General features: G+C 67.1%; 10 protein-coding genes and 2 pseudogenes. 5 read left to right on the forward strand and 7 right to left on the reverse strand.

Features of this window, described 5'->3' with window-relative positions; all coding sequences use genetic code 11:
* Positions 1–92: 92 nt before the first annotated feature.
* Complete coding sequence (locus RM445_RS31280; RefSeq protein ID WP_311560480.1) at positions 93–542, reverse strand: helix-turn-helix domain-containing protein; 450 nt, start codon at positions 540–542, stop codon at positions 93–95.
* Positions 543–856: 314 nt separating this feature from the next.
* Between RM445_RS31280 and RM445_RS31285 the strand changes: the two genes are divergently transcribed.
* Together RM445_RS31285 and RM445_RS31290 are read left to right on the forward strand one after the other, a co-directional pair.
* Positions 857–1,237, forward strand: a complete 381-nt coding sequence (locus tag RM445_RS31285) for a hypothetical protein (protein WP_311560481.1) — start codon at positions 857–859, stop codon at positions 1,235–1,237.
* A gap of 167 nt (positions 1,238–1,404) precedes the next feature.
* A pseudogene (locus tag RM445_RS31290) lies at positions 1,405–2,647 on the forward strand (IS256 family transposase).
* A gap of 318 nt (positions 2,648–2,965) precedes the next feature.
* Here the strand turns inward: RM445_RS31290 and RM445_RS31295 are convergent.
* The 3 genes from RM445_RS31295 to RM445_RS31305 all read right to left on the reverse strand — a co-directional run bounded on the left by RM445_RS31295 (position 2,966) and on the right by RM445_RS31305 (position 5,569).
* Positions 2,966–3,928: an IS481 family transposase gene (locus RM445_RS31295; RefSeq protein WP_311560482.1), complete on the reverse strand. Its 963-nt coding sequence runs from the start codon at positions 3,926–3,928 to the stop codon at positions 2,966–2,968.
* Between the two features lie 384 nt (positions 3,929–4,312).
* Complete coding sequence (locus RM445_RS31300) at positions 4,313–4,525, reverse strand: hypothetical protein (protein ID WP_311560483.1); 213 nt, start codon at positions 4,523–4,525, stop codon at positions 4,313–4,315.
* 159 nt (positions 4,526–4,684) lie between these two features.
* Complete coding sequence (locus tag RM445_RS31305) at positions 4,685–5,569, reverse strand: hypothetical protein (RefSeq protein ID WP_311560484.1); 885 nt, start codon at positions 5,567–5,569, stop codon at positions 4,685–4,687.
* Positions 5,570–5,940: 371 nt separating this feature from the next.
* On the opposite strand from RM445_RS31305, the gene RM445_RS31310 reads away from it, so the two are divergent.
* Positions 5,941–6,315: a group I truncated hemoglobin gene (locus RM445_RS31310; protein WP_311560485.1), complete on the forward strand. Its 375-nt coding sequence runs from the start codon at positions 5,941–5,943 to the stop codon at positions 6,313–6,315.
* Between the two features lie 248 nt (positions 6,316–6,563).
* Here RM445_RS31310 and RM445_RS31315 read toward each other — a convergent pair whose 3' ends face one another.
* On the reverse strand, positions 6,564–7,217 hold the full coding sequence (locus RM445_RS31315) for a hypothetical protein (RefSeq protein WP_311560486.1): 654 nt from the start codon (positions 7,215–7,217) through the stop codon (positions 6,564–6,566).
* A 1,458-nt stretch (positions 7,218–8,675) separates the two neighbouring features.
* Between RM445_RS31315 and RM445_RS31320 the strand changes: the two genes are divergently transcribed.
* Positions 8,676–8,948 carry a hypothetical protein gene (locus RM445_RS31320; RefSeq protein ID WP_311560487.1) on the forward strand — a complete coding sequence of 91 codons (273 nt, stop codon included), beginning with the start codon at positions 8,676–8,678 and terminating at the stop codon, positions 8,946–8,948.
* A gap of 162 nt (positions 8,949–9,110) precedes the next feature.
* Here the strand turns inward: RM445_RS31320 and RM445_RS31325 are convergent.
* Both RM445_RS31325 and RM445_RS31330 read right to left on the reverse strand, forming a co-directional pair.
* Positions 9,111–9,293: pseudogene (locus RM445_RS31325) on the reverse strand (transposase); the annotation flags it as partial.
* Between the two features lie 221 nt (positions 9,294–9,514).
* Entirely contained in the window at positions 9,515–9,718 is a 204-nt protein-coding gene (locus tag RM445_RS31330) for a zinc-ribbon domain-containing protein (protein ID WP_311560488.1), read from the reverse strand.
* Positions 9,719–10,904: 1,186 nt separating this feature from the next.
* Here RM445_RS31330 and RM445_RS31335 point away from each other — a divergent pair.
* On the forward strand, positions 10,905–11,414 hold the full coding sequence (locus tag RM445_RS31335) for a DUF3455 domain-containing protein (protein WP_311560489.1): 510 nt from the start codon (positions 10,905–10,907) through the stop codon (positions 11,412–11,414).
* The last annotated feature ends 1,006 nt before the right edge of the window (positions 11,415–12,420 follow it).

Consider the following 12,420-nt stretch of genomic DNA (forward strand, 5'->3'; position numbering starts at 1 on the left):
GGAACCGGAACACACGGCTGGAAAACAGCCCTGAATACGCTCGTCGTCCTCTTCCCCGGACGACTTCCTCTGTGATATTTTAGCCAGATTAGTCACCCGTGGCTTACACGGGAATCGTGACAGGCTCCCCGCCAGGGCTGCAAGCCCCACCGTTTCCAGATTTTGCCGATCCACACGTGCGAGATCCCGAGCTCGGCGCCGAGTAGCCGCGAGGACCAGTGGGTGACCCCGAGCCGATCGGGCGGTGGCTCGAGCGTCGCCGACACCACCACGACCTCGTCGATGGTCCGCCGCCGGCCCGGCTTGGGCCGGTCCTCCAGCCCATCGATGCCTTCGGCGGCGTAGCGCTTCTTCCAGCCGATCACTGTCGGCTTCGAGACACCGACCCGCTCCACGATGTCCTTCACCGCAACGCCGTCCGCGGCCAGCAATACGATCCGCGCCCGCTGCGCCAGACCAGCTCGCACCGACGGCGCCCGCACCCACGACTCCAGCACCTCGCGGTCCCGGGGCGGCACATCCACAGCGACAGTCAACGCCACGAGCCATGATCCCGTAACCTGACGGCCGAGTAAAGCCATCTCGTTACCGGGACACTAGCAGGGCAGGTCTCGCCGTCGGACTGCCCTCGGTTGGCGCGAATGCCGATAGAAGGCGGTGGTTCTGTGTCCATCAAGCGTCCAGGTGATCACCTCCGCTCCACCCTTCCTCAGCCGCGACTGTCCCGCGCTCGCCGTTCGGCGTGTGGCGGCGTACGGCACCGAACAGAGGTGAAGCACGTCCCGGCTGCGCGACACCCGTAACGGGTCTTTCGCTGAGGCGACTTCTACTTTGCGGCTGCAAGGAGGAGGCGTCGATGGCTAGCGGACGTATGATTCGAGCCCTGCTCGTCCCCGTCCACCCAAGCGCTCCGGCGCTCGTCGGCTGGATCGACGCAGGCTTTCCGGAGTACCGCGATGCGGTAGGCGCGATGGTGGAGGGGCTGTCAACAGTGCTCCAATACGACAGTGACGCCCTGATCTTCATCAACGACTCGAGCCTGATCAACGGTATGGATGTGAACCTACGCGTGACCTCGTACGTGTTCGAGTACTCGGAAGCAGCTCGAAACGGCCGGACCAGAGAGTGTCATCCGGGCACCGAGGACGTAAGGGGGCCTGTGGTCATGCTTGGAGCCGCGTTGACCGACGTACCGCAGCACCTGGTTGACCACTTTGCGGCGCGCGAGGTGACGTGACGCGAGCGGCTTAGTTACTTCGACTGGACGACGAGGCTGCTCGTCTCGACGGCTGCGTCCAAGGACGTGGTGTACGACGTCGTCGCTGGTGAACGGCGTGGCGTCGGGGATGGGTACGGCCACCGCGTGATCCTTCGAGTGCTTCGGTTCTCGAGGGAGGAGACGCGATGGCCGCGTCGAACAGTGTGGATGATGTGTCGGGCTGGTTGGACGAGCGGCTCGCCGTGGCGAGTCCGGATCTGCTGCGGGTGATGGTCAAGCAGTTCGCCGAGGCGTTGATGGCGGCCGAGGCCGACACGGTGTGCGGCGCCGGGTACCGGGAGCGGTCCGAGCAGCGGGTGAACTCGCGCAACGGCTACCGGTTGCGGGACTGGGACACCCGGGTGGGCAGTGTCGAGCTGGCGATCCCGAAACTGCGGTCGGGTTCGTACTTCCCGGACTGGTTGCTGGAGCGCCGCCGCCGGGCCGAGCAGGCGTTGGTCTCGGTCGTGGCCACCTCGTATCTGCTGGGGGTGTCCACGCGGCGGGTGGAGAAGCTGGTCGCCCAGCTGGGCATCGCGCAGCTGTCGAAAAGCCAGGTCTCGGAGATGGCCAAGAGCCTCGACGCCCAGGTGGAGGCGTTCCGGTCCCGCCCGTTGGACGCCGGGCCGTACACGTTCCTGTGGCTGGACGCGCTGACCCAGAAGGTCCGCGAACACGGCCGCACGGTGATCGTGCACGCCCTGATCGCGGTCGGGGTCACCGCCGACGGGCAGCGGGAGGTCCTCGGGCTCGACGTCGTCTCCGGCGAGGATGGGGCCGGCTGGCTGGCGTTCCTGCGCAGCCTGGTGGCGCGCGGGTTGTCCGGGGTCGCTTTGGCGATCTCTGATGCCCATCCCGGTCTGGTTGGCGCGGTGGAGGTCACGCTGCCGGGGGCGGGCTGGCAGCGCTGCAGGACCCATTACGCCCGCAATCTGGCCTGCCGGGTGCCAAAGTCGGCGCAGCCGTGGGTGCTGACCCTTGCTGCGCACCATCTTCGACCAGCCCGACGCCGCCCAGGTTCACGCCCAGTTCGACCGGGTCGTCGACGCCCTGGCCGAGAAGTTCCCGGCCGCCGCGGAACACCTCGACACCGCCCGAGCGGACCTGCTCGCGTTCACGGTGTTCCCCCGCGAGGTGTGGCGTCAGATCTGGTCGAACAACCCGCAGGAACGGTTGAACAAGGAGATCCGCCGGCGCACCGATGTGGTCGGGATCTTCCCCGACCGCGCCGCGGTGGTCCGGCTGGTCGGTGCGGTGCTGGCCGAGCAGACCGACGAATGGACCGAGCAACGCCGCTACATGGGCGTGGAGATCCTCACCAAAGCCCGACAGGCAACGTCTCCGGCCGCACCGCAGGAGGTGGTGCCGACAACCGCGATCAGCGCTTAACGTGTCATCTCGAAGGACACGAGGTGGCCGCCCTCATCCACCACCTCCGACTTCATCCGGCTGCGAGTCGATCGACATGGAGAACGCGAGGGTGAGCGTTTCGGTGTCCGCTGACATGGTCGAGATGCTGCCAGCTACCCGTCGTGTTCTCGTGGATACGGTCGGGTACCGGAGACACGGGACGAGCCCCGGCACAGGCACAGGGTAGGTGCCGGGGCCCTGACGCGACGGTCAGCGATCGTCGGTGGTGATGGTCGTGAAGCTGATGGGCTCCTCGTCGGAACGTCTAGTTGTACTGACCCGGGACGTTGTTGATGGTCATGCGGCGAGGCGTGTGATCGGGGGTCGGCCGCCGAGAGCGGAGTGGGCGCGTCGAGTGTTGTAGTGGGTGACCCAGTCGGGCAAGGCGGCGAGCCGGTCGGTGTTGGACAGCCAGGGCTGGGCGTAGGCGAACTCGGCGAGCAAGGTCCGGTTGAACCGCTCGGCTTTCCCGTTGGTCCACGGACAGCCGGGCTTGGTGAACCGCCGCCGCAGTCCGAGCCCGACGCAGACCGCGCGCCAGTTGCGGCCAACGCGGTAGACCTTGGCGTTGTCGGTGAGCACCCGCAACACCGTGACGCCGTGGCCGCGGAACCAGGTCACGGCGCGGTAGAGGAACCCGGCGCAGGTGAGATCGCGTTCGTCGGGCAGCGCTTCGAGGTAGACCAGCCGGGTCCGGTCGTCGATGGCGACGTGGAGGTAGTCGTAGCCGATCCGGACCGGCTTGTGCCGCTGCGCCGCGGTGGCCTCGCGCCCCAGCAACCGCCAGCCCCCGCCGTCGGGGACCCGGCCGAGCTTCTTGACATCGACATGGAGCAGGTCACCGGGGTTGCGGCGCTCGTAGCGGACGCCGCTGTGGCGTCGACGCACCGGCAGCCCGGTGATCGGGTCCACGGTGGTGAGGGCCGGTACCTGGTTGCGGTGCAGGATCCGCCCGACGGTGGAGGCCACCAGGCCGAGCTCACCAGCCAGGTACACCGCGCCGCGGCGCAGCTGGGCGCGCATCGCCAGGACTCGCGCCTCGACCGCGGCGGGGGTGCGGGCCGGTGCCTCGTGCGGTCGCGAGGAGCGGTCTGCCAGCCCGGCCGGGCCTTCCTCGCGGTGGCGGCGGATCCACTTATGCACGGTGGCGCGGGAAACACCGAGCTGTTCAGCGATCCGGGCCGCAGGCCATCCGACCCTATGGCGTTCGACGATGAGCCGGCGGGCGTAGACGGTGGTACCGGCATTACGGTGCGCCACGAGGGCCTCCCGGGTTGGGGCGAGTGCGTCAGACACACCCACCCCGCCCTGGAGGTCCTCCCTGATCAAGCCGACACGCTGGAACAGCTGTCAACAACCTGACGGGTCGCTACATCTAGTCCGCCGGTGTGGTCCTGCTGCACGATCCGACTCAGCGTCACGCCCAGAGCGGTCGCCGCGGCCGTCATTTACGGCTCCGCCTCGGCCACCGACTTGGCCGGGTGTCCGGATGCCCGATAACGGTGGTTGTGTAGAGGTAGCCGCGGATCACGGGCACACCACTCCGGCCTCGATGCGGCTTCGGAGACGACCAGCACGGCTCGCTGCCACCACCTGTGACCTGTCGCGCGACCAGATCGAACTGCCGCTGACCGATCACGACGATCAATCTCCGCTGGGGCGTCGGTCGACGGTGATGTCGAACTCGGCGTCGGTGCCAAGCACCCGGCTGACCCAGACGGTGACGCCGAAGACGCCGAAGTCGGAGACCAGCGTGCAGCGGCGGGTGGCACTGAGCTGCGCCGGTAGCTCCGGGCAGGTGACCAGGTTCACCTGGGCACCATCAGCGCGCAGCTCGTCGACCACCGTCCACGCCACCGGCCACCGGAGGCAGCGCGGGCCGCGGCGTGGCCGTCTGACCACCGCGATGACAAACAGCGCCCGATGATGAGCATTCGAGACCGGGCGAGAAGGTTCGCCTGTGCCGGAGGTCGATCAAGTTAGGGCACAACTGTCGGGACACCCGCGGGTGTCACCTCAGCGGTTCAGCTGCCCGACGAGGGTGCGCAGCCAGGGCTCGGACAGGGTGGGCTCGTGGCGTGCCGCGTGGGCGATCGCTCGGCGGCCCCGGCTGCTACGGCCGTGGGCGACGACGGCGACGGCCTCGGCCAGCGCCCGGCGGGTGGACTCGTTCCGGGCGGGGATGCTGCCCGGGGCCAACCAGTGCGCCGGACTGAACGAGTCGGTCAGCTTGGCCTGGTCGTCGCCGAAGTAGGACCAGACCGACGGGTCGACCGAGACGTTGACGACCGACGCGGCGGGCAGGGTCCTCGTCCACGAAGCCTCCTGCTGCCAGCGGAACGCATGCGGGGTGGTCGGGCCGCGCCGGGTGACGCCCACGAAGCGCAGCTTGCGCCGGATCACCGGCCACGCCCCCCGGGATTCGGCGACCCACTCCCGCAGTAGGCCGAACAGCTCGGTGAACGTCGTGCCCGCATGGACGACGTCGACGAACGTGCAGGGCTGCCGACGCCGCCCCAACGACTCCGGCGTGACTCCCACATCAGTCAGCACGCGGCGGGCGACCGCCCGCTGAGCGGGGGTCAAATCGGGCAGAACCCAGCGCCCGGATGCCGTCCGGACCCGGTCGCGCCGGAAGGAGAACGGCAGCCGAAGCACCGCCTGCGCCGCCCCGGCCCAGCCCAGAGCGGCACCGAGCAGGTCATGCATGGAGTCGAGGGAGCGGCCGACGAAGACGAGGTCGCCGCCACCGCTGCGGGCCAGGACCTTGCCGGCGGCCTCCAGCAGGTCGGGCAGGAACCACAGGTCGACCTCGCCGCCCTCGGGCAGCATCGATCCCAGCCGGTCGGGAGCCAGCAGGTCCCACCGGAAGGGGACTGCCCCGTCGTGGCGGTTCGACACGAAGCGATGGTCGCGCGTCGCGGCGCGGTGGCCGAGCGGATTTCGACCGAGCGCGACCACCCGCGCATCCGCCAAACCGCAGGACAAGCGGTGGTCGGGCCAGGGCCGTGCCGCTCCTGACCCGAGGCACTCCTCGACAGCGCCCGTGCTTCCCGTTGGGCGCCCCCCGGGAACAGGGACTGACCCCTGGCCACCGGCAGCGTTGCGCAGCGAAATCGGTAGTGGCTACCGAGGCGCACAGGCTCGGGTGCGGCTACACCAGAACGATGACGTGTTGGCGACAACGGGCAGCCCGTGTTCTGGCAAGAGGGCCACATGTCGATGCCACCGTCGATCGATGATTTCCGTACCTAGCACGGGGGTGTCAGTCCGTGAGCATCTATGCGGCGCTCGGAGGCGCTACGACGGTTTCGGCGGCTGTCGACGACTTTTATGAACGGGTCCTAGCCGACCCTGAGCTCGCCGGCTACTTCAGCGGGGTCGACGTCAACCGGGTCAAGGCACATCAACGCAGGTTCATGACCGCGGCCATCGGCGGACCGGCCGCCTACCGCGGTCGTCCGATGCGGAGAGCGCACGCCGGACTGCACATCCGGGATGCGGACTTCGACCGCGTCGTCGGCCATCTGGCTGCCACGCTCACCTCCCTGGGTGTCGACAGCCCGACCATCGACACGATCGCAGACACCTTGGGCCTCCTGCGCGTGCAGATCGTCGACGAGCCTGCCGAGGCCGGGGGCCCGTGATCAGCCAGGCACCCCAGGATGGCAAGCTGGCCGAGCTGGCCCGCATCAAGCAGGCGGCTGGAGCCGACCGGCCCCGGTTTCAGCCTGCGCGACCTTCGCGATCGACTGGTCGCCCTGCTGTCAGGCGACCGCGATCACGTCAGGCCGGAACTCTTTGGGGAACGGCTTGGACACGATGCTGATCCTTCCAGCGAGGCCGCAGCCTCACAGGTAGGGAGGAGTAACCGATCCCTGGGCAAACCTTCACCCTACTCTCCGGTATAGCTACTGGGGTCGACCTTGATCGGTCCGCCTTCGCTCGCGACTCCGGCGACGTAGAGGGTCTCGTATGCCTGGTATGGGGGTGCGCCCGACGGGTCGTAAAGCGTCGCCGACACTGCGAAGCTCTCCCCGTGATTGTCAATGATCTGCGTGCTAGTTCCAGACTGATCAACGACCGTCAGCTGAAGCCGAAATTCGCAGTACTGCTTCAAGGACCTAACACTAATGAAGAACGGCACTTGTTCATCGGGCTTCAGAGACACTACATGCCCCCTGAAGTATTCAGCATCGACACCGGCCTCGCTAGGAGATTTCGCAACCGCGATCGGTTCGTCGAGGTCGAACTCGATGTCGATTGCGGTCGCACCCCCAGCGGGAGGGGAGTTGTAAAAGCCGCCGGCAAGCGGAGCCGTACACTTGTCCTTGATTACCGCAATGTTCGTGATCTGAACCTCGGTAATCGCGTTGCCTTGGAGGACGAGGCTGATGTGTTGCGTGGTAGGGTCGACGCCGCCTAGGGAGCGCATAATCTTGTCGAGCTCGTTAATCCCGACTTTCTGGGCAGAGTTGATCTCATCGACTTGCTCCTGCGACCACGTCAATGGGTGCGCAAATACATATTGTTCACCCTGGGACTCCACCCGTACAACGTCGGCCGCGTTGACTCTTACGCTCGGCCCTTCGCGCGTTGGTGTCGCCGTAGCGGTGACGGGAGGCGTGGAGGCGACGGGAGGAGGTGTAGTAAGACCAGTGAAATGGTTAAACATGCCAGCGAGAACAGTGCCACTTACGGCCGCAACGATCCCAGCCACCCATGCGCCTACCTTAAGAAGAAACTTCTTATTGCTGGCCTTTTGGTCCGTTTGGCCACTCTGGTCATCAATCGCAGGTGGAGTCGGTTGCGATTGCCCGTTGGGTTGCTGAGTACCGGCCACGAGCGCAATTCTTCCAGCGCGGTCACATGAAAGCAATACTCCAGATGCGTACCGGTGGGAGTTGGCATGCGACACGCACGTAACGAGCCAAATGGTGCGCACTCCCGAAACACGTAGGGTCTGCCCCTGCTAAACACCGACTACTCCTACGCCGCGGGCACGGTGCTGCTACGAGTGACGCGGGAGCTGACGTCGGCCAACCGGAGCAATGTCGCCGATTCCCCCACAACCCGTGTGGCGGGCTGTCATCGTGGCGGCCACTGCCGCAGTTCATCGACATGCGACACGGGGAGGCGCGATAGCCCATGCTTCTCTCGCGTCGGCCGCTCGTCGCCGCCGTCGCCGCGGATCCTCCTCGCAGGATCGGGCGTTGCGTCGGCCGACCCGGCGGCGCAGAGCCAGAGCCGGGCCTCGGAGCCGGGCTGCGTCTGGTTCTGGTGGATCGACAGGTGGATCTGCCGCGATGTGGACGACCCCCAATCGTCCGGGCACGCGGACGCTGCGATGGAGGCCAACCGGACGGTCGCCGAGCGAGAGGCAGCGAAGCTGAACGAGGTCAGCGCCCTGGGTACACGGCGGACCGACCACCGACTCGTGGAACTGCTGACCACAGCGATGGTGGTGATGCGAGACGCACGGAAGGCCATGAGGGGGTCCCGGGCTGACGCGGCAGGCGGGGCCATACCGCCCAATGCGGTACGGGCGTCCGGCGCAACCTGGACCCAATACGCCGTTCGGTCGACCGGAGGCATAACGGCGTGGCTCCAGCGTGCGAGATCACCGGCGGCGGCGAGGTCAACCCCTTCTCGATCCCGCCGCCGTTCCACCTGGTGGGACGGCGCCGCCACGCGCTGGGGGGTGGCGTGGCGGCGTCGCCAGTGACCGTCGATGGGGGGCTACGGCGGTCACGGGTTGTACCTCGACCCGATGTTGGGCGCCGTTAACCCTCTGCAGGAGTCGGCCCGGGCCCGCTGCTACACGTCGCCCGCCTCCCCTGCACGTGTCCCCGGACTCCTGAGCACATCGGCCCCTAACGGCAGCGTGTAGCCAACCGAGCAACTCCCATGCTCGCGGCCAACTCTCCCGCCCGCCGCCACCACCACCAGGCCCGTGAGCAGAGGTAACAGTGGCCAATGCGCGGCCGAGCAGAGAGGTGCTCTTCAGGTGCTCGTCGACGTCTTCCTGCTCGCGCCAGCCGTCGTGCTCGTCGTCCTGGTATTCCTCGCAGGAGTCAGCGCTGAGACGGGACTCCTCGGTGCCGTGGCCCTGGCCGTCGTGTCGGTGGCCTGGCTGCTGGTCGACGCGCCAGTCGAAGGCCTGATCCTCGTCGTCGTAGCCCCCGGACGCGGGCTCACCGGCAGCGACCTCGCTGGTATGGCCGGGCTGGGGCTTGCGGTGTGGCGGGGACACCAAGCCCTCCGGTCACGGCGCAACTGAGACGGATCCCTGAGAGCGCGTTTGAGAAGATCAACTGATGGTCGGGAATGAGCGCCGTTGTTGCCGAGTGGCGGGACCACCGCGGGCGATGCGTCGGGTGATGGTCTGATCGCAGCCCAGCGGATCATCGCTTCGGATACGGCCCGGGACGGGTTCGTAGTCCCGCGCCAGGCGGCGGTGCGCGGTGAGCCAGGCGAAGGTGCGTTCGACTGCCCACCGGCGAGGGATCACGGCGAACCCGCGCTGGCCGACGGGTTTGCGCACGATGTGCAGCGTGGTCGCCAGGATCGTCTGGGCCCAGTCGAGCAGTCGGCCGGCGAAGCCGCCGTCGGCGAAGACGAACCGCACCCGGGTCCGCCAGCGCGCGGATCATCACGGCCCTGAGTGGTCTGGGTCTTCGCCGCATACCGGTGGTAGCGGGACTCAGGTTCTGCCGTTGGCCGCGCGAATCCGCTCGCGGTGAACCCGACGAAGCACACGACCTCGTCGCCCGCTACCCGAACCTCGACGACCCGGTCCGAGCCGACGAGCTCGAAGGCCGGCTCAGCGGCCACTCGCGATTCGGGTCAGACCTCGACGGCGGTACCGCAGACGCTGCAGGCCTCGAACAGCCGACGTTTCCACCGCGCGACCGGGACGAAGAACACGGTGAACTGCCTGAACTCCCGGATCCGCGTCTGCTGCGTGGTGTTGTGGCAACGCGGGCAGGTTCGGGTCTCCCCCGGGCCGAGGTGCTGCTGTTTCGTGCCAAGGCCGAAGACGAAGAACACCGCGCGAGTGTAGGGCGCCGAGCCGTGCCACCGCCGCCGGCGCCCCTGCCGCAAGGAGGTCGACACGCTCCAGGTCGAGATGCCGTCGAGCACCCCGTCGTCGTCATCCTGACGACAGCCAAACCCGGCTCTGCGTGTGCGCCGGAAGGGATTCGACCCTAATTCCCTGATCCATAGTCGGGATGCTGCGCGCTCATGGACCGAATACTGCGCGCTCAGATGCACAGCGGGTGACCGGCTGTGTAGGTGTGGTATGAGTGCGCTGCAGTTCGTGGACCAACTCGTGGACCGCGGTTCGCTCTCAGTCTGGTGTGGACGTATGAGGGCCGGCTCGGGTTTCGGCGGCCTCATCGGCAGGCTCATCACGGGTCCCTCGGCAGCTCAGCCACATGATCGGCGACGTTGGCTGGGATCGCCATCGCCAGCGCATCATCGGGGCCGTCGAGCAGGTCGGCCTTCCCTGACTCGGCGGTAGGCGGACGCGCTCGCCGATCCATTGCGGCGTGACCGGCGCATCCTTGCCGTGCGAGCACAGGTGAGCCTCGGGCAGAGTACGTCAATCAGCGCCCAGACCAGCCCAGCGACGACGTTGCGGCCGACCAAGCTTTCGCCGCGACTTGGCAGATCGTGTCGAGCACGTCGGCTGAGCTGGTGAGCTCAGCAACTCGATCTCGTACCCGACTGCGGTGATCCGGTAGTTCGTACGGTCGAGGGTCCACGTTCCTTAGGTCGTCGATCCTTCGGCGGTCATGCGCTTCTTGCTCCAGGTATCGAACTGCAGTTGGCAGGCGGGCGGGTCTGAGATCGATCAAAAGCAAGGAGCGGCCATGCAGCACTGACCGGTCTGAGGATCATGTGGTCCGCGTGGGTCGACCACGCTCGTCGTCAACACACGCACACTCGTCGCGCTATCCGGTCGACCAGTGTCCGGTCGGTATCAAGCGATTGCCGCCATTCGCCTCAGTCAAACACCGTTTATCGCGCGCAGTAGTCCATTGACCGCGACTGGCGCACCCGGCAGCGACCTACGGCCCAATACTTCTCAACCGCGCAGCCCGGTCCATGTCCGTCTGCGTGAATGCTCCCCGTACGTTCTGCTCTCGGAGTTGATGTTGGAATGACTCGACTTACCCGTCTCTGCCGCGCCGTGGGGTTAGGCCTCGCCGTGGCCACCGCGGTCTTGTCCATGACGCAGGTGGCCATGGCCGCGCCTGCCCCGCAGCCCGTCCCGAAGGACCTTCTGCCGACGAGCGGGAAAGCGTTCCTGGTTGCTCAGGCCAAGGGCGTGCAGATCTACCAGTGCACCAAGATCACCAGCAAGACCCCCAATACCTTCGAGTGGGTGTTCCGCGAGCCGCGGGCCGATCTGGTAGGCGACAACGGCCAGCCCATCAAGCATTCGATAGGCCCCACGTGGACGGCCGAGGTCGACAGCAGCTCCGTCATCCGCGACACGAGCAGAGAGCTCAAGAGCGTGCCCAGCTCCGCACCTGCCCGCGATATCCCCTGGCTGCTTGTCCCCGTCGAAGCCGCTGGTGACTCGAATGATGTGGGCGACCTGCTGACCGGCACGACGTTCATCCAGCGGATCAACACCCAGGGTGGGACTCAGCCTCCCGCCGCCGAGTGCAAGGCGCAGACGGAGAACAAGGTGAAGGAGGTCCCCTACAAGGCGGACTACGTCTTCTTCAGGTAGAAGCGCGCCAGACTCGCGCATCGACCTGCTGAATGGCCGCTCTCGGATCGTCCGGCGGCGGCCATTCCCGTTGCGTCGGCGAGTCCGTCGAGCGACGTGGTCGCGGTGGCCGACGCGGGATGAGTCGGCACCGCTACCACAGCAGCTCGTGGACAGGCTCACGAGCCCAGCCAGCCATCACGATCGCGTCGGCCGCAGCACTCCAGGCCGTGACTCCCGCACCCGCCGCCCTGGTTGACCGAGGCAGATCGTGAGCACCTCCCACCACGCGACGCCCAGACCGTCGACCGGCTGCTGCCCCGGTCGCGGAGTCGGCGTCGAGGCCGGATGTCGACTTCACGCTGCATTCTGCCTGATGAAGCGGTGGGCGACGGGCCCGAACCCATAACCTGACGGATCTGACGTCCACTGCTCAGGCGGGTTCAACGGCAATCACCCATCCTGTGTTGCGGCAGGTTGACAGCGCCATCGGTGGTCAGGAGCCGCAGCGGTGCGCAGCGGTAATCCGACATAAGCGTGGGGTAATTCGTGGGGTTGGCTGGCTGTGGATCGTGCGCGACCGCGGGCCATGTGCTCTCAGAAGCTCCGCCGGCGCTGTGACCCGACGACGCGAGAGCTCCGTACTACCGGGAGCTCGCGGAGGTGTTCTCAGATGTCTCGCAGCATTCGATCGCTCTCCGCCAGCCAGCCGGCTACCGCCTCCGCCTCGGCCACGAGTCCTGCGGACTTGTCCGCCTGCCGGTTCAGTGCATCTCCGTCGCTCACCGGCCGCTGACCGTTGCCGATGAGGCGACCCCGCAATTCCTGCTCCTCCGCTCGGCGTCGCCTGGCGATCTCACGGGTCGCGTCCCCGCTGGTGGTGTAGGTCCGGGGCCTCGACGGCGTGCCTGAGCACGTAGGAGAGGCCACCGCGTGAGGCTCTGCGTGAACCCGCCAAGGAACACGTAGAGAGGTGCCACGCGATGGCCCTGGACCAGTCTGCCCTGCTCGAAGTCCTCGACGCGCT

It is taken from the genome of Pseudonocardia charpentierae (assembly GCF_031845345.1).
Taxonomy (GTDB): domain Bacteria; phylum Actinomycetota; class Actinomycetes; order Mycobacteriales; family Pseudonocardiaceae; genus Pseudonocardia; species Pseudonocardia charpentierae.

What these genes read in the sequence shown, in the direction of transcription:
- RM445_RS31285 (WP_311560481.1), top strand. Translation starts at nt 857, where the DNA reads ATGGCTAGCGGACGTATGATTCGAGCCCTGCTCGTCCCCGTCCACCCA.
- RM445_RS31335 (WP_311560489.1), top strand. Translation starts at nt 10,905, where the DNA reads ATGACGCAGGTGGCCATGGCCGCGCCTGCCCCGCAGCCCGTCCCGAAG.